This window comes from Nocardioides sp. SYSU D00038, assembly GCF_016924665.1.
GTDB lineage: Bacteria > Actinomycetota > Actinomycetes > Propionibacteriales > Nocardioidaceae > Nocardioides.
Genome location: NZ_JAFFJT010000032.1, coordinates 26,390 through 52,507, shown reverse-complemented (window position 1 = coordinate 52,507; position 26,118 = coordinate 26,390). Strand labels below are relative to the sequence as shown.

Below are 26,118 nucleotides of genomic sequence, written 5' to 3'. Positions count from 1 at the left end.
GCCGCCGGGTCCGCCCGGACCCGGCGGCCCGAGACGGCTAGCCGAGCTTGCCGGTGCGCTGGGACCCGTCGGTGTTGAAGGCGACGCAGGCCAGCCGGTCACCGGCGTCGGGACTGCTCGACGACGTCAGCCCGATGACCGACACCTCGTCGGTGATGCCCTCCAGCGTGCCCTCGGCGGTGATCGCGTCGAAGCACAGCTGTCGCGACGAGGCGTCGCCGTAGCCCTCGGCCTGCTCGGCGGTGAGGTCGACGGTCGCCATGATCTCGCCGTCGTGCTCGTCGGAGCACGAGACCTTCGTGATCTCGGTGACCGAGTTCCCGCTGCCCGACAGGCCCTCGGCGGTGATGCACTGCCCGGTCTCGAGCTCGTCGATGGAGGCGTAGTTGGCCAGCACCCCGATCACGGCGCCGGCGACGACGCCCGCCGCCAGGCTCAGCAGGCTGATCACGATCGCGCTGATCGCCAGCCCCTTGCCGTGGTTGCGGCCGTCGCGGCTGCGGCGCAGCACGATGACCGACATGACGATCGAGGCGATCGCACCGATGCAGGTGCAGCCGAGGAACGCCGTGACCAGCGCGACGATCGCCAGCCCCTTCGAGGGCTCCTCCTGCTGGGGTCCGCCGGGGTACGCCGGCCCCCCGTAGCCGGGCGGCGGCGTGCCGCCGTAGGGGTTCTGCCCGTAGGTCGGCTGACCCGGCCCACCCGGCTGCTGACCCGGGTCCGGGGGCGGCGGGGGCGTGGCGCCGTAGGGGTTCTGGGGCGACGGCGGGGTGCCGGCCTCACCGGGCGGGCCGTAGGGGTTGGCGGGCTGGCCCGGCGGCTGCTCGGGCGGCTGCTCGCCGTACGGGTTCTGCGGAGTCGTCATCGGGGAGGGGTGCCTCTCGTGTGGGTGCCGTGCGAGAAACCTAGGCGGTGGTGGGGGTGCGTGTCGCGAGCTGGTCCTCCAGCGTGGCCGGGCGGGCGACGTGGAGGCCCACCGCGAGCAGGGGGAGCGAGAGGGCGCCGAGCGCGGCGAGGGGCAGGGTCCAGCCACCGCCGAGCTCGTGGAGCACCCCCATGCCCCAGGGCCCGAGGGCCGCCAGGAGGTAGCCGGTCGACTGGGCGAAGCCCGAGAGCGCCGCGGTGCCCTCGGGGGTGCGCGAGCGCAGCCCGATCAGCACCAGGACGACGGGGAAGGTGCAGGTGCCGACGCCCACGACCAGCGCCGCGGGCACGGCCAAGGTGTGCGGGGCCAGCGCCATCAGGAGGTAGCCCACGGGGTAGCACGCGACCAGCCCGCCGACGATCAGGCGCTGCGACTCGCGCCGCGCCGCCGCGCCGGGCGCCCACAGCGAGAGCGGGATCGAGGTCGCGGTGACCACCCCCACCAGCAGCCCGGCCTGCGTCGCCGACCAGCCCGCGTCGCGCCACAGCGTCGCGAACCAGCCGAACACGGCGTACGCCTGCAGCGACTGGAGCCCGAAGAACAGCGCCATCGCGCGGCCGATCGGCGTGCGCGCGACGTCGAGGAAGCCGATCGAGCGCGGAGCCACCTCCAGCGAGCGGTCGCGCCGACCGAGTGCGACCCACGGCACGATCGCCACCGCGGCGGTGAGCGCCCAGGCGCCCAACCCGGCCCGCCAGCCGCCGAGCGCGTCGCTGATCGGCACGGTCAGCACGACGGCGCCGGTGAGCCCGATCGCGAGCGAGGTCGTGTAGATCGCGGTGAGCGTGCCGACCCGGTCGGGGAAGTGCAGCTTGACCAGGCTGGGCAGCAGCACGTTGGCCGCGGCCATCCCGGCCAGGGCGAGGAGCGAGAGGAGCAGGAACAGCGGCTCGGCGTCGACGACCGTGCGCGCGGCCAGCCCGCCGGTCAGCACGACGGCCGCGAGGAGCGCCGTGCGGTGCAGCCCGACCCGGCGGGCCAGCTCGGGCGTCAGCGCGCCGAAGCCGGCGAAGGCGAGCACGGGCAGTGAGGTCAGCAGCCCGGCGGCGGGCGCCGACATCGACAGCCCTGCCCGCACCTCCTCCAGCACCGGACCGACGCTCACCGCCGCCGGCCGGAGGTTGAACGCGAGCAGCACGATGCCCAGGAGCACGAACCAGCCGCGACGCACCGGTCGATCCTGTCAGGGGCTCAGCGGTCGCTCCCGCGAAGGGGGCCCGTCGTCTTGCGGTCCGGATGGCCCACCAGGCAGGTGACGCCCCGGTCGTCGAGCAGCTGCCACGTCGACTGGTCGGGGTAGTACATCCAGATCTCGAGCTCCGACCGGCTGTAGCTGCGGCCGACGTAGCCGCGGAACTTCTTCGTGCACCCCTCGCCGGCCAGCTCCGCCATCCGGTCCGTGCCGGGGTAGTCCTCCTGGTCGGCCTCGTAGGAGTGGAAGACCTCCAGGTCGTGGGGCTCGTCGCACGGCACGGCTCGGATCATCGGCGACCCCTCGCCCACGGCGCCGTCGTCGAGGTCCATCAGGTTCGGGTCGTCGAGGCAGTCGCCGACCCGCAGGGAGCTGGTCGAGACCCGTTGCTCCTCGGTGACCCGTCCGTCGGCGTCGCGGTCGGGTTCCTGGTCCCACAGTCCGAGGCCGGCGCCGAAGACGGCCACCACGATCACGGCGACCAGGCCCAGCGGGGCGATCACCAGCGCGGCGATGGCCAGGCCCTTGCCGTGGTCACGACCGTCGCGGCGGCCGCGCACCAGCACCGCGATGGCCATCCCGATCGCGGCCAGGGCGGCCGGCGGGATGCAGAAGAGCAGCGACAGGCCGAGCGACCAGCCGGCCAGCGTCTGCGACGGCGGTCGGTGGTCGATGGCCCGCCCAGGGAACTCGGGGTACGCCGGAAGCACCTGGGGGTCGCCGTCCGGTCGCGGCTCCGGGGAGGGGGCCGGGGGCGGGGTGGCCCCGCCCGGCGGCGGCGGGGGTGGCTGCTGGTCGCTCATGGGGTGTGCTCCCGGGGAGGGCGCGGGGTCGCGCCGGCCGGGGGAGCGTATCCCGCCCCGGTGCTCCGTGGCCCGGTTCAGTCGCAGCCGTCGGGCCGCTGCACGTCGTACTCGCCCCGCACGGCGCGGTGGTCGGAGATCGCCGAGCGCAGCACCTGGGCGGCGGTGGGGGTGAGCTGGGGGCTGACCAGCAGGTAGTCGATCCGGCGCCGCGGCGAGGCCGCCGGCACGGTGTCGCCGTCGCCGCTGCCGACGGCCGGCCAGGTGTCCTGCATGCCGGCGAGCCCGAGCCGCACCGACCGGGTGCCGGGCGGGTCGTTGAAGTCGCCGCCCAGCACCACCGGTCGCACCGCAGGGCCGATGAACTTCTTGACCGCCCGCATCTGCGCCACCCGGACGTCGCTGCTGGTGTGCTCGAGGTGGACGTTGACCACGTCGATGCGCTGGTCGAGCAGCTGCACGGTCGCGCGGAGCACGCCGCGCTGCTCCTGGCCGGCGTAGCGGGGGAGCAGCTGGTGGGCCCAGCTGACGATCGGGAACCGGCTCAGGATCGCGGTGCCGTACTGGCCCCCGCCGCTGCGGATGTTGGGCCCGAAGACCGAGCTCATGCCCAGCCGGGCGCCGAGCTGCGCGGCCTGGTCGGCACCGCCGGAACGCGAGCGCCCGCGGTCGACCTCCTGGAGCAGCACGACGTCGGCGCGCCACGCCTCGATCTCGGCGGCGATCCGGGCCAGGTCGTAGCGGTCCTCGGCCGTGAACCCGCCGTGGATGTTGAAGGTCAGCACCGTGAGCCGGGCGGCGTCGCCGAGGTCGACGCAGCTCGGCGCCGGGCCGCCGGGGCCGCTCGGGGACGGCAGCGGCGTGCCCGACGGCGGGGTCGGCGCCGGTGGCAGCGTCGGGTCGGGCAGGGCGCCGCTGGTGGGGTCCGACGGCTGGTCCGGTGCGGGGTCGGGGTCGGGCCAGGAGAGCACCAGCGCCAGGAACAGCAGCAGCGCGCCGCTGACGGCGGCCACCTCGATGAGTCGTCTGTTCATGGCTCCGTCGTTGGGCCTCGGCTGCCGGCGCGGTGACCCGGGCTGTCGGGTGCTGGGGGAAGGATAGGCGCATGCGCCACGTCCCCGACCGCGAACGCCGCGCCCGCCTGGCCCGCCGTCACGCGGTCGCCCCCGGGCACCGGGTGGCCGACACCCTGGCCGCCGTCCGGGCGATGACCGTGCTCCACGCGACCGAGCCGGCATCGGTGCACCTCGCGGTGCACGCCCGGGTCGACGGGGTGCGGGTCGACGACGTCGACCACGCGCTCCACGTCGACCGCAGCGTGGTCAAGCAGCTGGCGATGCGCCGCACCGTGTTCGTGTTCCCGCGCGACCTGCTGCCGGCTGCCTGGGGCAGCGCGTCGGCCCGGGTGGCCGGTCCGCTGGCGAAGCGGCTCGCGGCCGAGGCCGAGGCCGGCGGCGTCACCGACGACGGCGAGGCCTGGCTCGCGGCCGCGCGGGCCGCGGTGCTGCGGCGGCTGGCCGACGGCTCGGAGCTCACGGCCCAGGCGCTCCGCGAGGAGCTGCCCGAGCTGGCCGGCCGGGTCGACATCGCGGCCGGCACGCCCTACGCCGCCAACGTCGCGCTGTCGCCCCGGGTGCTCACCCAGCTCGGCGTGGAGGGACTGGTCTGCCGGGGCCGCAACGCGAGCCACTGGCGGGTCTCGCGGCCGCAGTGGACGCTGATGTCGTCGTGGCTGGGGGAGGTGCCGCCCCCGCTGCCCGAGGCCGAGGGCTACGCCGAGCTGGTGCGGCGCTGGCTGCGCACCTTCGGCCCGGGCACCGAGGCCGACCTGGTCTGGTGGCTCGGGTCGACCAAGGCCGCCGTCCGCCGCGCCCTGGCCGACGTCGGCGCGGTGGAGGTCTCCCTCGACGGAGGCGCGACCGGGTGGCTGCTGCCCGACGACCTCGAGCCCGAGCCCGAGGTCGAGCCGTGGGCGGCGCTGCTGCCGGTGCTCGACCCCACGGTGATGGGCTGGAAGGAGCGCGCCTTCTACCTCGGTGACCACGCTCCCCGGCTCTTCGACCGCAACGGCAACGCCGGCACCACCGCCTGGTGGGACGGTCGGATCGTGGGCTGCTGGGTGCAGGACGCCGCCGGCCGGGTCGAGGTCGCGCTGGTCGAGGACGTGCCGGCGGCCGGCCGGGCCGCGCTCGAGGTCGAGCGACGTCGCCTCGACGAGTGGCTCGACGGGGTGCGGGTCGGCACCGTCTACCCTTCACTCGCGATGAAGGAGGCCACTCGATGAGCAGCGACCAGTCCCCGCCCGGCCCGGGCCCGGACCAGGAGCCGACGCAGCCCGAGTACGGCGCCCCGCCGCCGCCCGACGCGCCCGAGAACCCCTTTCCCGCCCCGCCGCCGTCCGGCCCCACCTCCTCGGGCCCCTCGTCCTGGGGCCCGCACTCCGCCGGCCCGCCGCTGCCGCCGTCGGGTGCCAACCCCTACGGCGCCCCGCCGCCCCACGACCCGCCCCCGCCGTACGGCGTCCCAGGCGCGGGCGGGCCGGGTGCGACCGACGGCTACCCGACGCCACCCCAGACCCCCGGCAGCGCGATCACGTCGCTGGTGCTGGGCATCACCTCGATCGCGCTGTGCTGCTTCCCGGTCGGCATCCCCGCGATCCTGCTCGGCACCCGGGCGATGCGCGAGATCGACGCCGCCCCCGCCGGCACCCGCGCCGGTCGCGGGCTGGCGCTCTCCGGCGTGGTCACCGGCATCGTCGGCGTGGTCGCCAGCCTGGCCCTGATCGGCCTGCTGCTCATCGGCCTCGCCGTCGACGACGCCCCCGACGAGACCTGCGTCGACTCCGACGGCTTCCCGACCCAGTGCTGAGGCTCGAGCCGACCCGCCCAGGAGGCCGACGTGGCGCGTGACATCCCCGAGCAGCAGGCGCCGCCCGTGCAGCGGCTCAGGATCCGCTACGCCAAGCGGGGGCGGCTGCGCTTCACCAGCCACCGCGACTTCAGCCGCGCCTTCGAGCGCGCGGTGTTCCGCGCCCGGGTGCCGATGGCCTACTCCTCCGGTTTCAACCCCCACCCGCGGATCTCCTACGCCGGCGCCGCGCCCACCGGGTCGGCCAGCGAGGCGGAGTACCTCGAGATCGCGCTGGCCGAGGTCGTCGACCCGTCGGCCATCCACGCCGAGCTGGCCGCGGCGCTCCCCGACGGCCTCGACCTGGTCGAGGTCGTGGAGTCGCCGGGCGGCAGCCTGGGCGAGCTGCTCGAGGCGAGCCGCTGGTCGCTGGTGGTGCGCACGCCGCACGCGGCGGTCGGGCCGGCGCTGGCGACGTTCCTGGCCGCCGACGCGGTCACCGTGGAGCGGATGACCAAGAAGGGCCTGCGCGAGCTCGACTGCCGCGCGGCGGTGGTCACGCTGACGGCCGCGCCGGCGCCGGACCCGGAGGCCGGCACCGTGCTGGACCTGCTGCTGCGCCACACCGTCCCGGCCGTGCGGCCCGACGACGTGCTCACCGGGCTGGCCGCCGTGGGTGGCCTCGACCTGACCGGCGCCGTGCAGCTGCTGACCCGCCTGGCGCAGGGTCCGCTCGACCCGGAGACCGGCACGATCGGGGACCCGCTGCACGCGCCGTGACGGGCAACCGGGGACCCGTGTGCGATACTCGGCCTTGGTCGACGAGGGTGCCACCGCACCGGACTCGACCCGACGACGTTCCTCGCCTGACCCGCACGACGGGGCCAGGCACAGCGGTTCCACGTCGTCCCAGACCGCGACGCGGCCCGGCAGGTCGGTGACAGCGACCAGCCACCCAGGGCCCGGCGACCGCGGCAGGTGACGGGGCGGGACCGGTGCCGCACACCGCGGAGGGTGTCGCCGCCACACGAAGGCTTTCGCCGCCGGCCGCGAGGTCGAGACGGCGTACGACACGCCCGGGGTCCAGGCTCCGGGCGGAGGAGCAGCACATGCCCGACGACCACACCCCCGTCGAGGAGCCCCAGGCTCCGCAATCCGCTGAGCAGTCCGCTCAGCTGCCCGAGGGCCAGGCCCAGGACGCCGGCGCCGAGCAGGCCGAGGCCCCCGCCGCCCCGGCGCGCAAGCGGGCGCCGCGCAAGACCGCCAAGAAGGCCGCCGCCTCCAGCGAGTCGCCGGCCGACCCGCCGGGTGCGGAGCCCGCCGGCGAGCCTGCGGGCGACGCGGACGACGCCGCCGCCGCGCCCGCACCGGCGAAGAAGACCGCCAAGAAGGCCGCTGCCAAGAAGGCCCCGGCGAAGAAGGCGGCCGCGAAGAAGACCGCCGCGAAGAAGACCGCGGCCAAGAAGGCCGCCGCGCTCGACCCCGCCGACGAGCCCACCGCACCCGTGGAGGCCGCGGAGGCCGAGCCGGTGCAGCCGCCCGGGTCGGTGCCGTCCGACGGGCCCGGGACGATGCTGCTCTTCCAGCCGCCGGAGCCCACCAAGGCCCCCGCCCGGCGCAGCCGCAAGAAGGCCGTGGCCGCCCCCGCCGAGCAGCCCGAGGAGCCCGAGCAGCCCGAGCTGCCCGTCGGGGCCGAGGCCCCCGCCGCGGACGCCGCCGAGGGTGGTGAGGGTGGTGACGGCGAGACCGCGAGCGCGCGCACCCGCCCGGCCCGCAAGACGGCCAAGAAGTCGACCCGCAAGCCGGCGGCCGAGGAGCCACCGGCCGACGACGACGAGGACGACGAGGACGACGAGGCGACGGCGGACGCTCCGGCAGACGAAGCCGGCGACGCGGCCACCGACGACGAGACCGGCGACGACGAGCAGGACGAGCGCGACGGCCAGGGCGAGGGCGGCGCGCGTCGCCGTCGTCGCCGCGGTGGCCGCCGCCGCCGCAAGTCCTCCGACGGCGAGGGCGGCGCGGCCGGTGAGACCGGCGACAAGACCGGCGACAAGACCGGCGACAAGACCGGCGACGAGGGTGACCAGGACGACGAGGAGTCCGACGGCGGCGAGCCGTCGTCCGAGGGCACCTCGTCGCGCCGCCGCCGGCGGCGCCGCCGCTCCGGCGACGACGGTGACGAGGGCGGCGACGACCCGGAGAACACCGTCACCCGGGTGCGCCGCCCCCGCTCGGCCGAGGACCAGATCACCGCGGTCTCGGGCTCCACGCGGCTCGAGGCGAAGAAGCAGCGCCGTCGCGAGGGCCGCGAGGCCGGCCGCCGCCGGGCGCCGATCGTGAGCGAGGCCGAGTTCCTGGCCCGCCGCGAGTCGGTCGACCGGGTGATGGTGATCCGGCAGCGCGAGGACCTCACCCAGATCGGGGTGCTGGAGGACAAGGTGCTCGTCGAGCACTACGTCGCCCGCGAGTCGCAGACCTCGATCATCGGCAACGTCTACCTCGGCCGGGTGCAGAACGTGCTCCCGTCGATGGAGGCGGCGTTCATCGACATCGGCAAGGGCCGCAACGCGGTGCTCTACGCCGGCGAGGTCAACTGGTCGGCGCTCGGTCACAAGGACGGCCAGCCCCGCAAGATCGAGTCGGTGCTCTCCTCGGGCCAGTCGGTGCTGGTGCAGGTCACCAAGGACCCCATCGGCCACAAGGGTGCTCGGCTGACCAGCCAGATCAGCCTGGCCGGCCGCTTCCTGGTCTACGTCCCCGACGGCACCACCAGCGGCATCTCCCGCAAGCTGCCCGACACCGAGCGCAACCGGCTCAAGACGCTGCTCAAGGAGATCGTCCCGGAGTCGGCCGGCGTCATCGTGCGCACCGCCGCCGAGGGGGCCAGCGAGGAGGAGCTCACCCGCGACGTCGAGCGGCTCAAGGCGCGCTGGGAGGACATCGAGAAGAAGTCCAAGGGGTCCGCGCCCCAGCTGCTCTACGGCGAGCCCGACCTCACGCTCAAGGTCGTCCGCGACCTGTTCACCGAGGACTTCGCCTCGCTGGTCATCCAGGGCGCCGACGCCTGGGACACGGTGCAGAGCTACGTCGCCCACGTGGCGCCCGACCTCGAGCCCCGCCTGGAGCGCTACGAGCCGGCCGACCACGGGGGCAAGGACCTGTTCGCCACCTACCGCGTCGACGAGCAGATCGCCAAGGCGCTCGACCGCAAGGTCTGGCTGCCCTCGGGCGGGTCGCTCATCATCGACCGCACCGAGGCGATGACGGTCGTCGACGTCAACACGGGCAAGTTCACCGGCTCCGGCGGCAACCTCGAGGAGACGGTCACCAAGAACAACCTCGAGGCGGCCGAGGAGGTCGTCCGCCAGCTCCGGCTGCGCGACATCGGCGGCATCATCGTCGTCGACTTCATCGACATGGTCCTGGAGTCCAACCGCGACCTGGTGCTGCGGCGCCTGGTCGAGTGCCTGGGCCGCGACCGCACCCGTCACCAGGTCGCCGAGGTGACCTCGCTCGGCCTCGTGCAGATGACCCGCAAGCGGATCGGCACCGGCCTGCTCGAGGCGTTCTCGGAGAACTGCGAGCACTGCCACGGCCGCGGAGTCGTGATCCACGACCACCCGGTCGAGTCCCGCGGTGGCAACGGCAACGGCGACGACGGCGACCGCCGCGGTCGTCGGGGTCGCGGCGGCGCCAAGGGCGGCCGGGGCGACGGCGACCAGTCGTCGGGCCGGTCCGGCCAGGGCCAGTCCGGCCAGTCCGCCCCCTCGCCGAAGGAGTTCGCCGCGATGGCGCGCCACGAGGGTGGCGACGACGCGGTCGGGACCACGGAGGCCACCCGCACCGCCGAGCCTGCCGAGACCGCAACCGAGACCGCAGCCGAGACCGCAGCCGAGACCGAGGCCACCGACACCGCCGAGACCGCCAGCAAGCCCGCCGGTCGCAGCCGCGGCCGGGGCCGGGGTCGCGGCCGCGGGCAGGACCGCCCGGACGACCAGCCCGCCGAGCAGCCCGCCGAGCAGCCCGCCGAGGAGCAGGCCGAGGAGCAGGCCCAGCCAGCCGAGCGGGCCGCCGAGGACGCCGTGCCGGAGCCGGCTGGACCTCCGGAGCCGCCCCGGGTCGTCACCCGCACCCGTCGCGGCGGCAGCCGGGCCACGGTCCGGCTCGAGGCCGCGCCGCTGCCCGACCTCTCCGCGACCGCTCCCGAGCCGGCCACCGAGGCGTCCGGCGAGGCCGAGCCCGCCGCCGGGTCGGTGGCACCCGAGCCGCCCAAGGTCGTGACCCGCACCCGGCGCCGTACGCCGGCCCGGGCCGCGGCCGACGACGCCGAGGCCGCTGCCGCGGCCGAGGGCGAGGGCACCGGCAGCACCGGGGAGGACGGCGAGGCCGCCCCCGCGGTCGAGCACGTGCCGGTCAAGCGCAAGGGCTCGCGCAAGCGCTGAGCAGGGGGTCAGCCGGGCCGGCGCCGTTTTGCGGTAGGTCGTCGCCGTCCGTAGTATTGACCCTCGGTGCGTCGAGGCGTGCCCTCTGCGTGGCACCTCCCACCTGACGAGCCGGAGCACGGCTCCCGGTGGTGCGTGGCCCGGAGACACCGGACGCAGGACCAGACCAGACCCAGACTGACGAAGAGAAGCTACGAAGGAGACCGCGGTGTACGCGATCGTGCGCGCTGGCGCCAAGCAGCAGAAGGTTGCCGTGGGCGACGTCATCGAGATCGACCAGGTGACGACCGCCGTGGGTGACTCCGTCACGCTGCCCGTGGTCCTCGTCGTCGACGGCGAGAAGGTCACCAGCGGTGGCCTGGAGGAGGCGTCGGTCAAGGCCGAGGTCCTGGGCGGCACCAAGGGCCCGAAGATCGTCATCCAGAAGTACAAGAACAAGACCGGCTACAAGAAGCGCCAGGGTCACCGCCAGAAGTACACCCAGGTCAAGGTCACCGACATCTCGCTCTGACAGCCCCCGGGCCTGTCCAGCACCGACAAGAGGACTCAGCAATGGCACACAAGAAGGGCGCCGCGTCCACCAAGAACGGCCGCGACTCCAACTCCCAGCGCCTCGGCGTCAAGCGCTACGGCGGCCAGTCGGTCAACGCCGGCGAGATCATCGTGCGCCAGCGGGGCACCCACTTCCACCCGGGCAGCGGCGTCGGCCGCGGCGGTGACGACACCCTGTTCGCGCTGGTCGCGGGCGCGGTCGAGTTCGGCACCCGCCGGGGTCGCAAGGTCGTCAACATCGTCCCGGGCGAGTGACCTGACGCTCGTCACCTGCTTGACCGAAGGGCGTCCCGTTCCGGGGCGTCCTTCGTCCATTTCCGCCCCGCTCCAGCCCGTCCCGCTCCAGCCCGCCTGACCCGGCAGCAAGGAACTCCGCATGGCCGTCCCCACGTTCGTCGACGAGGTGACGCTGCACATCAGCGCCGGTCGAGGCGGTCACGGCGTCGCGTCGGTGCACCGTGAGAAGTTCAAGCCGCTCGGCGGCCCCGACGGCGGCAACGGCGGCCCGGGCGGCTCGGTGATCCTCCGCGTCGACCCGGACGTCACCACGCTGATCGACTACCACCACAGCCGCAAGCGGACCGCCGAGAACGGCGGCCACGGCGCCGGCGACCACAAGAACGGCGCCCACGGCGCCGACCTGGTGCTGCCGGTGCCCGACGGCACGGTGGTCAAGCGTCGCAACGGCGAGGTGCTCGCCGACCTGGTCGGCCCCGGCACCGAGCTGGTCGTGGCCCAGGGCGGTCGCGGCGGGCTCGGCAACGCCGCGCTGGCGTCGTCGAAGCGCAAGGCGCCCGGCTTCGCCCTGCTCGGCGAGCCCGGCGAGGAGATCGAGGTCGTCCTCGAGCTCAAGGTGGTGGCCGACATCGGCCTGGTGGGCTACCCCAGCGCCGGCAAGTCCAGCCTGATCGCCGCGATCTCGCGCGCCCGGCCCAAGATCGCCGACTACCCGTTCACCACGCTGGTGCCCAACCTGGGCGTGGTGCGGGCCGGCGACACGACGTTCACGGTCGCCGACGTGCCGGGGCTGATCGAGGGTGCGAGCGAGGGCCGTGGTCTGGGCCACGACTTCCTGCGCCACATCGAGCGCTGCGCGGCGCTGCTCCACGTCATCGACTCCGCCACGATCGAGCCGGGCCGCAACCCGGTCGACGACCTCGACGCGATGGAGCACGAGCTCGCGCAGTACGGCGGCCTCGAGGACCGGCCGCGGCTGGTCGCGCTCAACAAGGTCGACGTGCCCGACGGCCGCGAGATCGCCGCGATGACCGTCGACGACCTCCGCGCGCGGGGGCACCGGGTGTTCCTGGTCTCCGCGGCCTCGGGGGAGGGGATGCGCGAGCTCACGTTCGCGATGGCCGAGCTGGTCGCGCGGTCGCGGGCCGACAAGGAGGTCGTCGAGGCGACCCGGATCGTGCTGCGGCCCCCGAGCGCCGACGGCGGCGACTTCACCGTGAAGCGCACCGGCGAGGGCTGGCGGGTGCGCGGCACCAAGCCCGAGCGCTGGGTGCGCCAGACCGACTTCAGCAACGACGAGGCCGTCGGCTTCCTCGCCGACCGGCTCAACCGGCTCGGGGTCGAGAAGAAGCTGCTCGAGCTCGGCGCCGAGGCCGGCGACCCGGTGCTGATCGGCGACCCCGAGAACTCCGTGGTCTTCGACTTCCGCCCCGACGTCGAGGCCGGCGCGGAGATGCTGGGCCGCCGCGGCGAGGACCAGCGCTTCCTCGAGGACCGGCCGGCCGCCCAGCGGCGTCGCGCGATCGACGAGGCGATGGAGGAGCGGGCCGAGACCGAGACGCGCGCCGATGTCGCCCGCCGCCTCGACCAGCCCGAGGTCTACGGCCCGAGCTCCTACGAGATCGGCTCGGAGTCCGACCCGGACGCCGAGGCGTGGAACGAGCAGGACCCCGACGCATGACCTCCCAGGCCCCGTCCGGCCGCCGGGTCGTCCGCGACGCGCGCCGCGTCGTGGTGAAGGTCGGGTCGTCCTCGCTGACCACCGCCGCGGGTGGGATCGATCCTGCGCGGGTCAGCGCGCTCGTCGACGTGCTGGCCGGCGTCCGCGCGCGGGGCGCGGAGGTGGTGCTGGTCTCCTCCGGGGCGATCGCCGCCGGCCTGGCGCCGCTCGGGCTCGCCCGTCGCCCGCGGTCGCTGGCCGCCCAGCAGGCCGCCGCGTCGGTGGGGCAGGGGCTGCTCGTGCACCGCTACACCGAGGAGCTGCGACGCCACGGGGTCACCGCGGGCCAGGTGCTGCTGACCGTCGACGACGTGACCCGGCGCAGCCACTACCGCAACGCCTTCCAGACCTTCGCCAAGCTGCTCGAGCTGGGTGTGCTGCCGATCGTCAACGAGAACGACACGGTGGCGACCTCCGAGATCCGGTTCGGCGACAACGACCGGCTGGCCGCGCTGGTCGCCCACCTGGTGCACGCCGACCTGCTGGTGCTGCTCTCCGACGTCGACGGGCTCTACGACGCCGATCCGCGCGACCCGGCGAGCACGCTGCTGGGGGAGGTGCGCGACCTCGCGGACCTCGACGGGGTGCGGATCGGCTCCACCGGCGCCGCCGGCCTCGGCACCGGCGGCATGCAGACCAAGGTCGAGGCCGCCCGGATCGCCACCGGTGCCGGCATCCCGGTGGTGCTGACCTCGGCCGCCAACGCCGCCGCTGCGGTGGCGGGCGAGCCGGTGGGGACCCTCTTCCACGCGACCGGGCGGCGCCGTCCGGTGCGGCTGCTGTGGCTGGCGCACGCCACCGAGCCCAAGGGCGCGGTGCTGCTCGACGCGGGCGCCGTCCGTGCGGTGACCGAACGGCGCGCCTCGCTGCTGGCCGCTGGCGTCACCGGCGTCACCGGCACCTTCGTGGCCGGCGACCCGGTCGACCTCGCCGGCCCCGACGGCGTCGCGGTGGCGCGCGGGCTGGTGAACTTCGACTCCGCCGAGCTGCCGGGCCTGCTCGGCCGCTCCTCCCACGACCTCAAGCGCGAGCTGGGGCCCCACTACGAGCGCGAGGTCGTGCACCGCGACGACCTGGTGCTGCTCTGAGGAACTCCTCGTGACGCTGCCCGACGTGGTCGACCCCGGCCCCGCCGCCGATCGGGCGCCGTCGCGCTCCCGCGGCCGGTCGGTGGCACTGCTGCTGCTCGCGCTGACCGCGGCCGGCCTGTTCGTCCCCGCCCTGCTGCTCACCGGCACCCGGCTGGTCGCCGAGGTGACCGGCACCGACGTCGGCACGGTGGTGCGGCTGCAGTCGTTCGCGCCGCTCGGGCTGCCGCTCTACGCCGTGCTGGGGCTGCTCCTCGCCGGGCCCGCGCTGCGGGGCCGGGCGCGTCGGCGCTGGTGGCGGGCCGGGCTGGCCGCGGCCGCCGGGGGCCTGGCGCTGCACGCCTGGTGGTGGTCGCCGCAGGTGCTGGGCGAGACGCCCGAGCCGGCCCCGGGCGCCGAGCGCGTGGTCGTGATGAGCGCCAACCTGCTGGCCGGGAGCGGCGACGCAACGGCGCTGGTCGAGGAGGCCCGGCGCCGCGGCGCGGCGCTGCTGGTGGTGCAGGAGATCACCGACTCCAGCCTGGCGGCGATGGACGCCGCCGGCGTCGCCGACCTGCTGCCCCACCGGGTGGGCGAGCCCGCCCGCGACCACGACGTCGCCGGCACCATGATCTTCTCCCGCACCGCGATGACGGACCTCGAGCGGCTGCCGACCCGGTTCGGCTCCTACTCGGTGTCGGTGGGCGGCCTGACGCTCCTCGGGGTGCACCCGGTCGCGCCGGTCGACGGCGCCGAGTGGCGCACCGACCAGGAGACCGTCCGGGCCGCCGCCGTCGCGGCCGACGCCGACCTGGTCGTCGGCGACCTCAACGCCACCAACGACCACGAGCCGCTGCAGGCGCTGCACGACGACGGCTTCCGCGACGCCGCCGAGCTCGCCAACGCCGGGTGGCAGCCGACCTGGCCGGCCAACCACCTCGGGATCGTCCCGGCCCTCCCACCGGTGGTCGCCATCGACCACGTGCTCCTCGGCCCCCGGCTCACCGCCCTCGACACCGACACCGTCGTCCTCGCCGGCACCGACCACAAGGCCCTCGTCGCCACCGTCGCCCGCCGCAGCTGACGCGCCTGTCCGAACCCCCGTGGGGCGGCCCCGCGCACGAGGCGTGCCTCACGTCGTGAGGCGCGGCGGGGCGCCGTACGCTTGAGCACGACCATGTCGACCCCCACCGTCTACCTCGACCACGCCGCCACCACGCCGATGGTGCCCGCGGCCGTCGAGGCGATGACCCGACACCTGCGCGACGTCGGCAACGCCAGCTCGCTGCACGCCTCCGGGCGGCAGGCGCGGCGGGTGGTGGAGGAGTCGCGCGAGACGATCGCGAGCGTGCTCGGCTGCCGGCCCGGCGAGGTGGTGTTCACGTCGGGCGGCACCGAGGCCGACAACCTCGCGCTCAAGGGCACCTACTGGGCCCGTCGCGCCGCCGACCCGCGGCGCACCCGGATCCTCGCCACCGCCGTCGAGCACCACGCCGTGCTCGACCCGCTGCACTGGCTGGCCGACTCCGTCGGCGCGGAGGTCGAGCTGCTGCCCGTCGACGCCCAGGCCCGGCTCGACCTCGACGCGCTGCGCGCGGCCGTCGACCGCGACCCCGCCTCGGTGGCGCTGGTCTCGGTGATGTGGGCCAACAACGAGGTCGGCACCCTCCAGCCCGTCGAGGAGGTCGTGGCGATCGCCGCCGAGCACGGCATCCCGGTGCACACCGACGCGGTGCAGGCGATCGGCGCGGTGCCGGTCGACTTCGCGGCGGCCGGGGTCGACGCCCTGACCCTCACCGGCCACAAGGTCGGTGGCCCGTACGGCGTCGGCGCGCTCGTCGTGCGTCGCGAGCTCGAGATCACCGCCCTGATGCACGGCGGCGGCCAGGAGCGCGACATCCGCAGCGGCACCATCGACGTGCCGGCGATCGCCGGGTTCGCCACCGCGGTCGAGCTCTCGGTCAAGCACCAGGCCGAGCACGCCGCCCGGGTCGGCGCGCTCCGCGACGACCTCGTGCGCCGGGTCACCGAGGTCGTGCCCGACGCCCACCTCCACGGCGACCCCGAGCGGCGGCTGCCCGGCAACGCCCACCTCGGGTTCCCCGGCTGCGAGGGCGACTCGCTGCTGATGCTGCTCGACGCGCGCGGCATCGAGTGCTCCACCGGCTCGGCCTGCTCGGCCGGCGTGCCGCAGCCCTCCCACGTGCTGCTGGCGATGGGGTGCGACGCCGAGCAGGCGCGGCACTCGCTGCGGTTCTCCTTCGGCCACACCTCCAGCCCGGCCGACGTCGACGCCGTCGTCGAGGCGATCGGTCCCTGCGTCGAGCGGGCCCGGGCCGCCCGGAGGTGACGGCGTCGTGAAGGTCCTCGCCGCGATGTCCGGGGGCGTCGACTCCGCGGTCGCCGCGGCCCGCGCCGCCGAGGCCGGCCACGACGTCACCGGCGTCCACCTGGCGCTGTCGCGCAACCCGGCGTCGTACCGCTCGGGGGCGCGCGGCTGCTGCACCATCGAGGACGCCAACGACGCCCGCCGGGCCGCTGACGTGATCGGCATCCCGTTCTACGTCTGGGACCTCTCCGAGCGCTTCCACGAGGACGTCGTGGAGGACTTCATGGACGAGTACGCCGCCGGCCGCACCCCCAACCCGTGCCTGCGCTGCAACGAGAAGATCAAGTTCGCCGCCGTGCTCGACCGGGCGCTGGCCCTCGGCTTCGACGCGGTCGCCACCGGCCACTACGCGCGGCTCGCGACCGGCCCCGACGGGCTGGTGGAGATGCACCGTGCGGTCGACCAGGGCAAGGACCAGAGCTACGTGCTGGGCGTGCTCGACCAGGACCAGCTGCGGCACTCGCTGTTCCCGCTCGGCGGCTCGACCAAGACCGAGGTGCGGGCCGAGGCCGCGGCGCGCGGGCTGCTGGTGGCCGACAAGCCCGACAGCCACGACATCTGCTTCGTCGCCGACGGCGACAACGCCGGCTGGCTGCGCGAGAAGCTCGGCGACCGCGCCCCCAACCACGGCGGCGCCATCGTCGACGAGGCCGGCGCCGTGCTGGGCGAGCACGAGGGCACCTACGCGTTCACGATCGGCCAGCGCAAGGGGCTGCGGATCGGCCGGCCGGCACCCGACGGGAGGCCCCGCTTCGTGCTCGACATCGAGCCGGTCTCGGGCACCGTCACCGTCGGCCCGCGCGAGCGGCTGGCCGTCGACGGGCTGACCGCGACCCGCCCCCGCTGGTGCGGCACCGTGCCGGACGCGCTCACGGGTCCCGGCGTCACCGTCCAGCTGCGCGCCCACGGCGAGGAGCACCGCGCCGGCGTGCGGGTCAGCGGCGACACCGTCGAGATCGACCTGCTCGACCCCGCCTCCGGCGTCGCGCCCGGCCAGGCCGCGGTCGTCTACGACGGCAGCCGGGTCGTCGGCTCGGCCACGATCAGCGCCACCCGGCGGGTCGAGGCGTGACCCGGGCGACCGGGGTGGGCTCCTGGCCCGGCGACGACCAGGCGGCGTACGACGAGGCGGTGCGCACGGTGCTCGGCGAGCTGCCCGACCTGCCCCACCTGCCCGAGGTGCCAGGTCGCGGCGCGACCGCCTCGATGGTCGGTCGCACGGTCGGCCTGCTCACCGCGCTCGACGCCGACCTCCAGCCTGCCGGCTGGCGGCTCACCGGCTCCACCGGCTCGCCCGCGCTCGACCAGCGCCGCGCCCGGAGCCTGCTCGGGCAGGACCTCGACACCTTCGAGGAGGTGGGGCAGGGCCTGACCGGCACCGCCAAGGTGCAGGTGGCCGGGCCGTGGACGATGGCCGCCACCGTCGAGCGCCCCCGCGGCGACCGGCTGCTGGCCGACCACGGCGCCCGCCGCGACCTGGCCCAGGCCCTGGCCGAGGGGATCGCCGAGCACGTCCGCGACGTGCGTCGCCGGCTCCCGGGTGTCGAGACGGTGGTGGTGCAGGTCGACGAGCCGGCGCTGCCCGCCGTGCTGGGCGGCGCGGTGCCGACGGCCTCGGGCTTCGGCCGGCACCGCACGGTCGACGTGCCCGAGGCGAGCCAGGCCCTGGAGTGGGTGCTGGGCGAGATCGGCGAGGCGGGCGGTGAGCCGTGGGTGCACTCGTGCGCGCCGGGCACGCCGTGGCAGCTGCTGCGCGGGGCCGGTGCCCGTGGTCTCTCCGCCGATCTGTCGGTGCTGACCGCCGCCGACCACGACGTGCTGGCCGAGGCGCTGGAGGCGGGGGAGCGGGTCGCCCTCGGCGTCGTCGCGTCGCTGCCCCCGGCCGTCGAGCCCACCGAGGTGGGCGTCACGGAGGCGGTGCTGCGCTGGCTCGACATGCTCGGCCTCGACCCCGAGGCGGTCACCGACCACCTGGTGCTCACCCCCGGGGGCGGGCTGGCCGGTGCAACGCCTGCGTGGACGCGAACGGCGCTCGCCCTGGTCAGGGCGAGCGCCGTCAACGTGGGCGGCTGAGCGCGTCAGCCGACGTGGACGCCCTCCGGGCCGTCGGTCGCCAGCTCGGTGTGCTTGACGTTGAGGAACGCCCAGATCACCAGCGACGCCGCGAGCATCAGTGCGGCCCCGACGAGGAACGCGTTGGTGGCGCTCTCGGTGAAGATCTGCCCACCCACGATGCGCTCGAACGCCGCCGCCTGCTCGGGGCTCGCCTGCGCTCCGCCGGCCGCCTGCGCCGCGGTGCTGAGCTCGGCGGTGCGGTCGGTGAACGTCTGCGTCGCGATGGTGGCCAGGACCGCGAGGCCCAGCGCCCCGCCCACCTGCTGCATCGTGTTGAGCACCCCCGAGCCGATGCCGGAGTCCTCGTTGCGCAGGTGGTGGACTGCCGTGAGGGTCAGCGGCACGAAGGTCAGCCCCATGCCGAAGGACATCATCAGGATGAACGGCAGCAGGTCGGTGGCGTAGCTGCCGGTGACGGCCTCGACCGGGAACGAGGTGTCGTAGGGCAGACGCGAGAAGCCGAACAGGCCGCCGGCGGCGAGCAGGGTGCCGACACCAGCGAGGTAGCGCGCGTCGATCCGGTTGACCAGGTTGGAGGCCAGGCCCGCCGCGGCCACGAGGCCGAAGCAGAACGGGAGGAAGGCGACGCCGGCGCGCAGCGGGCTGTAGTCCATCACGATCTGGATGTACTGGCTGAGGTAGTAGAACATCGCGAACATCGCCGCGGGAGCAAGGAACATGGCGACGAAGCTGGCCGCGCGGGTGCGGTTCACGAAGACCCGCGAGGGCAGCAGCGGGTGGGCGACCCGGCTCTCGATCACGAGGAAGACCGCGATGAGCACGACACCGGCCGCGAGGCTGGCGATGGTCAGGCCGTCGCTCCAGCCGTCCTCACCGGCGCGGCTGAAGCCGTAGACCAAGCCGAGCAGACCGAACGTGCCGGTCAGGGCGCCCGGCAGGTCGAGCTGACCCGGGTGCGACTCGGACTCGCGGAGGAAGCGAGGGGCCAGGAGCGCGGTGGCGATACCGATCGGGGTGTTGATCAGCAGCGTGAGGCGCCAGCCCTCGAGGTCGGTGCCGAGGAAGCCGTGCAGACCGGTGAGCCAGCCGCCGAGCAGCAGGCCGACGGCCGCGCCGACGCCCGACATGGCGGCGTAGACCGCGAACGCGCGGTTGCGGGCCGGGCCGGCCGGGAAGGTCGTGGTGATCAGGGCCAGTGCGGCGGGCGCGGCGAGCGCGGCGCCGAGGCCCTGGAGCCCCCGGGCAGCGAGCAGCAGGCCCTCGTTGGTGGCGAGGCCGCCGAGCAGCGAGGCGATGCTGAACACGGTGAGGCCGGTGATGAAGATCCGGCGGCGGCCGTAGAGATCGCCGAGTCGGCCACCGAGGAGCAGCAGGCTGCCGAAGGCGAGCGCGTAGCCGGTGACGATCCAGGTCAGGTTCGCATTGCTGATCTCCAGGTCGGCCTGGATGTAGGGCAGGGCGATGTTCACGATGGTGCCGTCGAGCACCACCATCAGCTGGGCGACCGAGATCAGCACGAGCGCCCACCCGAGGTGGAGCTCCTTCTCGGGCGCCGGTGCATCCGGCAAGGTCTGCTGGGTCATGGTTCCTTCTCGCTTCGTGGGCGGGTGTTGTCTCACTGGTCGCGGGTCGCGGCCGGGAGGATGATCTGGTCGATCACACGGGTGATCAGCTCGGGGGTGGGCGCCTCGCCCATGAGGAAGAGGCGGTGCATGACGATGCCCGGGAGGGCGGGGGCCAGGAGCTCGAGGTCGATGTGGTCCCCGATCTCCCCGCGGGCGCGGGCCCGGTCGTAGATGACCTGGGTCGCCCGGACTTTGGGACCGATGAAGTCGCGGCGGAACAGCGCCGCGAACTCCGGGTCGCGCATGATCGCGGTGAGGACGCCGCCGAACAGCGACGTCTGCTGGTGGTCGGTCAGCCCAGCCGCACCGCAGAAGGCGCCGATGAGGTCGCCGCGCAGCGACCCGGTGTCGGGCACCTCGGGCACCTGCTTGTCGACGAGGAGCGCCTCGATGACCAGCTGGGGCTTGGTCGACCAGCGGCGGTAGAGCGTGGCCTTGGAGGCCTTCGCGCGGGCCGCCACCGCGTCCATGGTCAACCGGTCGTAGCCCACGTCGGCCAGCACCTCCAGCGTCGCCTCGAGGATCTCGCGCTCGCGGCTGCCCTCGACGCGCGGCCGCGTGGCAGCGGCCTCGCTCGCGGGCGGGGGTACGGGTGACATGGTTCGGGTCTCCGGTCGGGTGGTCGTGGGGTGTGGCGCCGGTCACAGATGAAACGAAACCGTTTCGTTTCATCGAGAGTAGGGGTGGGCACCGACATCGGCCAAATGAATATCCGGGATCGGTCTGGACCAGCGCCGTCCGGCGGGCCCGTCTCGTGGGCCCAACCCCGCCCGCCGGGCCCCACATTCCCTGCCCCCGCTCCGCTGGTCGGGGAAGTCGCGCTGGCGACTGTCTCGAGACCCCGTACGACGAGAGGGCTCCCATCCCCGCGCTGGTTGAGGTGCGAGCGGAGCGAGCCTCGAAACCCGCGCACCCGAACGCCGACCGTCCCCGCGGGAGGGCTCTCGCGTCACCGGGTCTCGAGACAGGACTTCGTCCTTCCTCGACCAGCGGTGGCCCGCCGGGCCCCGACCGTCGGCGCGGCCCGGCAAGATGGGCACCATGACCGACGCCCCGTCGACCCCCGAGCCGAGCGCGGCGCCGCCCGAGGCGCGCGAGGAGCACCAGCTGCTGGTCGAGGAGGTCGAGCAGGCGCGCTGGCGCTACTACGTGCTCGACGACCCCACGCTCTCCGACGCCGACTTCGACCGGCGGATGCGGCGGCTGGAGGAGCTGGAGGAGCAGTTCCCCGAGCTGCAGACCCCCGACTCGCCCACCCAGAAGGTCGGGGGAGCGGTGGCCACGGAGTTCACCGCCGTCGACCACCTGCAGCGGATGGAGAGCCTCGACAACGCGTTCTCCTTCGAGGAGCTCGAGTCGTGGCACGCGCGGTTGCGGCGCGACGGCGTCGACGACCCCGCGCTGCTGTGCGAGCTCAAGGTCGACGGCCTGGCGATCAACCTGCTCTACGAGAACGGCCGCCTGGTCCGGGCGCTCACCCGCGGCGACGGCCGCACCGGCGAGGACGTCACCCCCAACGTCAAGACCATCGACTCGGTGCCCCACCGGCTCACCGGCACCGACGAGTTCCCGGTGCCCGAGCTGCTCGAGGTGCGCGGCGAGGTGTTCCTGCCGGTGGCGGCGTTCGAGCGGCTCAACGAGTCGCTGCTCGAGGCCGGCAAGCCCCAGTTCGCCAACCCGCGCAACTCCGCCGCGGGCTCGCTGCGCCAGAAGGACCCCCGGGTCACCGCGAGCCGCGCCCTCGGCATGGTCTGCCACGGCATCGGCGCCCGACGCGGCTTCGAGCCCGAGGCCCAGTCGCAGTCCTACGACGCCCTGAGCGCCTGGGGGCTGCCGGTCTCCGACCAGGTCCGGGTGGTCGCCTCCCTCGAGGAGGTGCGGGCCTACGTCGAGAACGCCGGCGAGCACCGCCACACGATCGTCCCCTACGAGATCGACGGCGTGGTCGTGAAGGTCGACGACGTGCGCCTCCAGCGGCGGCTGGGCTCGACCAGCCGGGCGCCGCGGTGGGCGATCGCGTTCAAGTACCCGCCCGAGGAGGTCAACACCAAGCTGCTCGACATCGGGGTGCAGGTCGGCCGCACCGGCCGGGTCTCGCCGTTCGGCATCATGGAGCCGACCCTGGTCGCGGGGTCGACGGTCGAGAAGGCGACGCTCCACAACGCCCACGAGGTCAGGCGCAAGGACGTCCGGCCGGGCGACACGGTGATCCTGCGCAAGGCCGGTGACGTCATCCCCGAGATCCTCGGGCCGGTGCTGGCGCTGCGCCCGGAGGGGCTGCCGGAGTGGGAGATGCCGTCGACCTGCCCGGCGTGCGGCACCGAGCTGTACCAGCAGAAGGAGGGCGACCGCGACCTGCGCTGCCCCAACCACCGTCTCTGCCCGGGCCAGGTGCGCGAGCGGGTCTTCCACGTCGCCGGTCGGGGCGCGTTCGACATCGAGGGGCTGGGCTACGAGGCCGCGGTCGCGATGCTCGAGGCGGGCGTGATCGCCAACGAGGGCGACGTGTTCGACCTCGACGAGGCCAAGCTGCTCACCGTGCCGCTGTTCACCCGGGCACCCAAGAAGGGGGAGGAGGGGCCGCAGCTGTCGGCCAACGGCCAGCGCCTGCTGGCCAACCTCCGCAGCCGGCTCGACGTGCCGCTGTGGCGGGTGCTGGTCGCGCTCTCGATCCGCCACGTCGGCCCCACCGCCGCCCGGGCGCTGGCCCAGGAGTTCGGCTCGATGGCGGCGATCCGTGGCGCCACCGAGGAGCAGCTCGCCGCGGCCGAGGGAGTGGGGCCGACCATCGCCGAGGCAGTGATCGAGTGGTTCGGCGTCGACTGGCACCGCGCGATCGTCGACCGCTGGGAGGCCGCCGGCGTCTCGATGGAGGACGAGCGCGACGAGTCGGTGCCGCGCACGCTCGAGGGACTCACCGTCGTGGTCACCGGGTCGCTGGTCGACTTCAGCCGCGACTCCGCCAAGGAGGCGATCCTGGCCCGCGGCGGCAAGGCCGCCGGCTCGGTCTCGAAGAAGACCGACTTCGTCGTCGTCGGCGACAACGCGGGGTCGAAGGCCGACAAGGCTGAGGAGCTCGGGGTGCCCGTGCTCGACGAGGACGGCTTCAAGGCGTTGCTCGAGGGCGGCGCCGACGCCGTGGGCTGACTGGGGCCGCCCTTGCTCGGTGGCCGGATCTCGTCGTACGACGGCCGGGAACCCGCTCGCGGGCGCCCGGCCGTCGGCGCCACCATCGGCGGGTGCTGGAGCTGCGACCCAACTGCGAGTGCTGCGACCGCGACCTGCCCCCTGACTCCCCGGACGCCCGGATGTGCACCTACGAGTGCACCTGGTGCGTCGACTGCGTCGAGACCGTGCTGGGCGGCCGCTGCCCCAACTGCGGCGGCGAGCTCGTGCGCCGTCCGGTCCGCCCCGCCGCGCGCCTGGCCGCCGACCCGCCCTCGACCGTCCGGGTGCTCGCCCGCGGGTGCGGCTGACCCCCACCCCCACTCAGCCCGCCCCGGAGCGGTAGTCCCGGACGAAATGGCCGCCCCCGAGCCCCCGCAGGGGGCCATTTCGTCCGGGACTATCGCCGGCCGGCCGGCCCCGCCGGGCGACGATCAGCCCGACGCCCCGAACTGCTCCACCCGCACCGAGCTGGCGAGCATGCCGGCCTCGCCCAGCAGCCGGGTGGCGTACGAGGCGAAGCCCACCGAGCCGCACACGTAGCCGCGCTCGGCGCCGTCGACGAGGTGCTGCACCTCGTCGAGCCAGGGCGGGTGGGCGACCCGGTCGCCGAGGTTCTCGCGGGTGAGGGCAATGAACGCGCCGGCTGAGCGGAGCTCATCGGCGTAGGGCAGGTCGGCCCAGGTGCGGGCGACGGCGATCACCCGGAGCCGGTCGAGGAGGTCGTGGCGGCGGGCGTGGCGCACCATCGACACGATCGGTACGACGCCCGAGCCGCCGGCCACGCAGACGGCGGTCACCTCGCCGCTCCAGGTGAACCAACCGCCGATCGGGCCGCGCAGCTCCAGCACGTCGCCGGCCCGGGCCTCGTCGTGCAGGTGCCCGGACACCTCGCCGTCGGGCAGTCGCTCGACCATCAGCTCGAGCAGGGGGTCAGCCGGCTCGGACGCGATCGAGTAGGAGCGCTGGGCGGTGTAGTCGTCGGGGGCGCGCAGCCGCACGACGTAGTGCTGGCCCGGCAGGTGGTCGACCCGGTCGGCGACCTCGAGGCGCAGCCGCACCAGCCGGTCGCCGGTGTGGTCGACCTCCGCCACCCGGCCGGTGGTCCACGCCCCGACCGGGGGCGCGGCCGTCACGGGTCGCCCTGGTAGCGCTGCTCGAGCCACGGGTCGCCGCGGTCGTGGTAGCCGTTCTGCTCCCAGAACCCCGGCCGGTCGGTCGCCATCAGCTCCAGCCGGGTCACCCACTTCGCCGACTTCCAGAAGTACAGGTGCGGCACGAGCAGCCGCACCGGCCCGCCGTGCTCCACCGGCAGCGGCCGCCCGTCGACCTCCCAGACCACCCAGGCCCGGCCGCCGGTGACGTCCTCGAGCGGCATGTTGGTGGTGTAGCCGGTGGTCGAGTGGGCCATCACGTACGCCGCGTCGGCGCCCGGTCGCGCCAGGTCGAGCAGGGTGTCGACGCTGACGCCGACGAACGTCATGTCGAACCGGCTCCACGTCGTCACGCAGTGGATGTCGCCGAAGTACGACGAGCCCTCGAGCGCGTGGATCTGGCGCCACGACCAGGTGCGGGGCGACTCCACGAGCCCGTCGACGGTCATCGTCCACGACTCCGGGTCGAGGTCGGGGGTGGCCTCGGCGGTCAGCGTCGGCCACTCGCGCCCGGCGTCGTACTGCCCGGGCGGGAGCCGGTCGGAGCGACGGGCGCGGTCGTCGCGGCGCTTGCCGGTGAAGCCTCGGGTGACGGGCATGGCCGAAATGCTAGTGCTGGGCCCCTCGGCTGACAGGCTGGGCGGGTGAGGATCTCGCTGCGTCGCTGGACGCTGCTGGTCGGCGGCTGCGTGGTCGTGGGCGTGGGCGTGGCGATGCTGCTGACGGCCGACCTGGGCTCCGACGGGTTCTCGACGCTGGTCAACGGCACGGCGCTGGCCAGCGACGTGCCGTTCTGGGTCTGCAACCTCGTGGTCTGCGTGGCGTTCCTGGCGATGGCGGCGCTGCGCGGCGTCCGGCCCGGGGTGGGCACCGTGGTGCAGGTCGTGGTGGTCGGGTTCACCGTGTCGGGGCTGCTGGAGGTGCTCGAGACCCCCGACGGCCTCCCCGCCCGGATCGCGCTGCTGGTGGTGGCGTTCCCGGTGACGGCGCTCGGCATCGCGGCCTACCTCGGCAGCCGCACCGGCGCCGCCGCGGCCGAGGCGGCGGCGCTGGCGTGGGACCCGCCGGTGCCGTTCCGCTGGAGCTACAGCGTCGTGCAGGGCGGCGGCGCGCTGGTCGGCTGGCTGCTCGGCGCGACCATCGGCGCCGGCACGATCGCGGTCATCGTGCTGCTCGGCCCGCTGGTCGACCTGGCCGCCCGGCTGCTGCGGCTCGACGTCCACCAGGACGGCCGCGAGACCTGACGCCGGGCGTGGCCGAGAACTCAGGCCGCGAGTCGCTCCGCGACCTCGATCGCCCGGACCACGAGGTGGTCGAGCGCGGCGTGGTCCTGGTCGTCGAGCTCGGTGCTCTCGCCGGTGACCTTGCCGACGCCGTAGGGGTTGCCGTCGCCGAACTTCACGGCGTCGGTGTAGCCCGGCGGCACGATGATGCCGCCCAGGTGGGCGAAGGTCGTGTGCAGCGCCAGGATGGTCGACTCCTGGCCGCCGTGCCGGGTCTGGGTCGAGGTGAACGCCGTGTAGACCTTGTCGGCCAGCTTCCCCTGCGACCACAGCGGCCCGAGGGTGTCGAGGAACGCCTGGAGCTGGCTGGTCACGTGCCCGTAGCGGGTGGGGGAGCCCATCACCACCACGTCGGCCCACACCAGGTCGTCGGGCTCGGCGACCGGCTGGCCCTCCATCTCGGCCACGTGGTCGCGCCAGGCGTCGACCGATTCGACCGCCTCGCGGGGCGCGGTCTCGGCGACGTGGCGCAGCCGTACGTCGGCCCCGTGCTTCTCGGCGGCCTCGGCCACCCGGCGGGCCATGGCGTGGGTGGTGCCCTGGGAGGAGTAGTAGACGATCGCGACGTTGGTCATGCCTGTGCGGTGCCCGCCCCCCGGGGCAGCAAACGGGGCAGCAAACGGGGCAGCAGACGA

General features: G+C 74.6%; 24 protein-coding genes. 15 read left to right on the top strand and 9 right to left on the bottom strand.

Translation table 11 applies throughout. The features are described 5' to 3' along the window. Nucleotides 1-37: 37 nt before the first annotated feature. From JT721_RS18890 to JT721_RS18875, 4 genes are all read right to left on the bottom strand, one after another. Nucleotides 38-868: a DUF4190 domain-containing protein gene (locus tag JT721_RS18890; RefSeq protein ID WP_205474904.1), complete on the bottom strand. Its 831-nt coding sequence runs from the start codon at nt 866-868 to the stop codon at nt 38-40. A 40-nt stretch (nt 869-908) separates the two neighbouring features. Next, complete coding sequence (locus JT721_RS18885) at nt 909-2,099, bottom strand: MFS transporter (RefSeq protein ID WP_307828142.1); 1,191 nt, start codon at nt 2,097-2,099, stop codon at nt 909-911. A gap of 20 nt (nt 2,100-2,119) precedes the next feature. Continuing rightward, nucleotides 2,120-2,923, bottom strand: coding sequence for a DUF4190 domain-containing protein (locus JT721_RS18880; protein ID WP_205474902.1), 804 nt, complete (start codon nt 2,921-2,923; stop codon nt 2,120-2,122). Nucleotides 2,924-3,000: 77 nt separating this feature from the next. Beyond that, complete coding sequence (locus JT721_RS18875; protein ID WP_205474901.1) at nt 3,001-3,957, bottom strand: endonuclease/exonuclease/phosphatase family protein; 957 nt, start codon at nt 3,955-3,957, stop codon at nt 3,001-3,003. A 71-nt stretch (nt 3,958-4,028) separates the two neighbouring features. Here JT721_RS18875 and JT721_RS18870 point away from each other — a divergent pair, with 71 nt between their 5' ends. The 12 genes from JT721_RS18870 (at nt 4,029) to JT721_RS18815 (ending at nt 18,253) form a co-directional block, all read left to right on the top strand. Continuing rightward, complete coding sequence (locus tag JT721_RS18870) at nt 4,029-5,207, top strand: winged helix DNA-binding domain-containing protein (protein WP_205474899.1); 1,179 nt, start codon at nt 4,029-4,031, stop codon at nt 5,205-5,207. Beyond that, nucleotides 5,204-5,791: a DUF4190 domain-containing protein gene (locus JT721_RS18865; protein ID WP_205474897.1), complete on the top strand. Its 588-nt coding sequence runs from the start codon at nt 5,204-5,206 to the stop codon at nt 5,789-5,791. The genes JT721_RS18870 and JT721_RS18865 overlap by 4 nt, the downstream gene beginning before the upstream one ends. 30 nt (nt 5,792-5,821) lie before the next feature. After that, complete coding sequence (locus JT721_RS18860) at nt 5,822-6,550, top strand: TIGR03936 family radical SAM-associated protein (protein ID WP_205474896.1); 729 nt, start codon at nt 5,822-5,824, stop codon at nt 6,548-6,550. 329 nt (nt 6,551-6,879) lie between these two features. After that, complete coding sequence (locus JT721_RS18855; protein WP_205474894.1) at nt 6,880-10,215, top strand: Rne/Rng family ribonuclease; 3,336 nt, start codon at nt 6,880-6,882, stop codon at nt 10,213-10,215. A gap of 208 nt (nt 10,216-10,423) precedes the next feature. Then, nucleotides 10,424-10,726, top strand: coding sequence for a 50S ribosomal protein L21 (gene rplU / locus JT721_RS18850; protein WP_205474893.1), 303 nt, complete (start codon nt 10,424-10,426; stop codon nt 10,724-10,726). A gap of 41 nt (nt 10,727-10,767) precedes the next feature. Next, nucleotides 10,768-11,022, top strand: coding sequence for a 50S ribosomal protein L27 (gene rpmA / locus JT721_RS18845; protein ID WP_205474891.1), 255 nt, complete (start codon nt 10,768-10,770; stop codon nt 11,020-11,022). Between the two features lie 121 nt (nt 11,023-11,143). Next, nucleotides 11,144-12,685 (top strand): GTPase ObgE, encoded by a 1,542-nt coding sequence (gene obgE / locus JT721_RS18840; RefSeq protein WP_205474889.1) that lies wholly within the window; start codon nt 11,144-11,146, stop codon nt 12,683-12,685. Next, nucleotides 12,682-13,812: a glutamate 5-kinase gene (proB, locus tag JT721_RS18835; RefSeq protein ID WP_205474888.1), complete on the top strand. Its 1,131-nt coding sequence runs from the start codon at nt 12,682-12,684 to the stop codon at nt 13,810-13,812. The genes obgE and proB overlap by 4 nt, the downstream gene beginning before the upstream one ends. 10 nt (nt 13,813-13,822) lie before the next feature. Next, on the top strand, nt 13,823-14,875 hold the full coding sequence (locus tag JT721_RS18830; RefSeq protein ID WP_205474885.1) for an endonuclease/exonuclease/phosphatase family protein: 1,053 nt from the start codon (nt 13,823-13,825) through the stop codon (nt 14,873-14,875). A gap of 93 nt (nt 14,876-14,968) precedes the next feature. Continuing rightward, nucleotides 14,969-16,141 carry a cysteine desulfurase family protein gene (locus tag JT721_RS18825; RefSeq protein ID WP_205474883.1) on the top strand — a complete coding sequence of 391 codons (1,173 nt, stop codon included), beginning with the start codon at nt 14,969-14,971 and terminating at the stop codon, nt 16,139-16,141. Between the two features lie 7 nt (nt 16,142-16,148). Further along, a complete protein-coding gene (mnmA, locus tag JT721_RS18820) occupies nt 16,149-17,252 on the top strand; it encodes a tRNA 2-thiouridine(34) synthase MnmA (RefSeq protein WP_205474881.1) in 1,104 nt (367 codons plus the stop codon). Beyond that, nucleotides 17,249-18,253, top strand: coding sequence for a methionine synthase (locus JT721_RS18815; protein WP_205474879.1), 1,005 nt, complete (start codon nt 17,249-17,251; stop codon nt 18,251-18,253). Before mnmA ends, JT721_RS18815 begins: the two co-directional genes overlap by 4 nt. Nucleotides 18,254-18,258: 5 nt before the next feature. Here JT721_RS18815 and JT721_RS18810 read toward each other — a convergent pair whose 3' ends face one another. After that, nucleotides 18,259-19,839, bottom strand: coding sequence for an MFS transporter (locus JT721_RS18810; protein ID WP_205474877.1), 1,581 nt, complete (start codon nt 19,837-19,839; stop codon nt 18,259-18,261). A gap of 32 nt (nt 19,840-19,871) precedes the next feature. Further along, entirely contained in the window at nt 19,872-20,480 is a 609-nt protein-coding gene (locus JT721_RS18805; RefSeq protein WP_205474876.1) for a TetR/AcrR family transcriptional regulator, read from the bottom strand. 442 nt (nt 20,481-20,922) lie between these two features. On the opposite strand from JT721_RS18805, the gene ligA reads away from it, so the two are divergent. After that, nucleotides 20,923-23,028, top strand: a complete 2,106-nt coding sequence (gene ligA / locus JT721_RS18800) for an NAD-dependent DNA ligase LigA (protein ID WP_240341080.1) — start codon at nt 20,923-20,925, stop codon at nt 23,026-23,028. 92 nt (nt 23,029-23,120) lie between these two features. Next, nucleotides 23,121-23,357 (top strand): DUF1272 domain-containing protein, encoded by a 237-nt coding sequence (locus JT721_RS18795; RefSeq protein WP_205474871.1) that lies wholly within the window; start codon nt 23,121-23,123, stop codon nt 23,355-23,357. Nucleotides 23,358-23,480: 123 nt separating this feature from the next. On the opposite strand, the gene JT721_RS18790 is transcribed toward JT721_RS18795, so the two are convergent. Together JT721_RS18790 and JT721_RS18785 are read right to left on the bottom strand one after the other, a co-directional pair. Next, nucleotides 23,481-24,182, bottom strand: coding sequence for an FAD-binding oxidoreductase (locus JT721_RS18790; RefSeq protein WP_307828141.1), 702 nt, complete (start codon nt 24,180-24,182; stop codon nt 23,481-23,483). Continuing rightward, a complete protein-coding gene (locus JT721_RS18785; protein ID WP_205474869.1) occupies nt 24,179-24,799 on the bottom strand; it encodes a sulfite oxidase-like oxidoreductase in 621 nt (206 codons plus the stop codon). Before JT721_RS18785 ends, JT721_RS18790 begins: the two co-directional genes overlap by 4 nt. 45 nt (nt 24,800-24,844) lie before the next feature. Between JT721_RS18785 and JT721_RS18780 the strand changes: the two genes are divergently transcribed. Continuing rightward, nucleotides 24,845-25,444 (top strand): hypothetical protein, encoded by a 600-nt coding sequence (locus JT721_RS18780; protein ID WP_205474867.1) that lies wholly within the window; start codon nt 24,845-24,847, stop codon nt 25,442-25,444. A gap of 20 nt (nt 25,445-25,464) precedes the next feature. On the opposite strand, the gene wrbA is transcribed toward JT721_RS18780, so the two are convergent. Further along, nucleotides 25,465-26,058 carry an NAD(P)H:quinone oxidoreductase gene (wrbA, locus tag JT721_RS18775; RefSeq protein ID WP_205474865.1) on the bottom strand — a complete coding sequence of 198 codons (594 nt, stop codon included), beginning with the start codon at nt 26,056-26,058 and terminating at the stop codon, nt 25,465-25,467. Nucleotides 26,059-26,118: the final 60 nt, after the last annotated feature.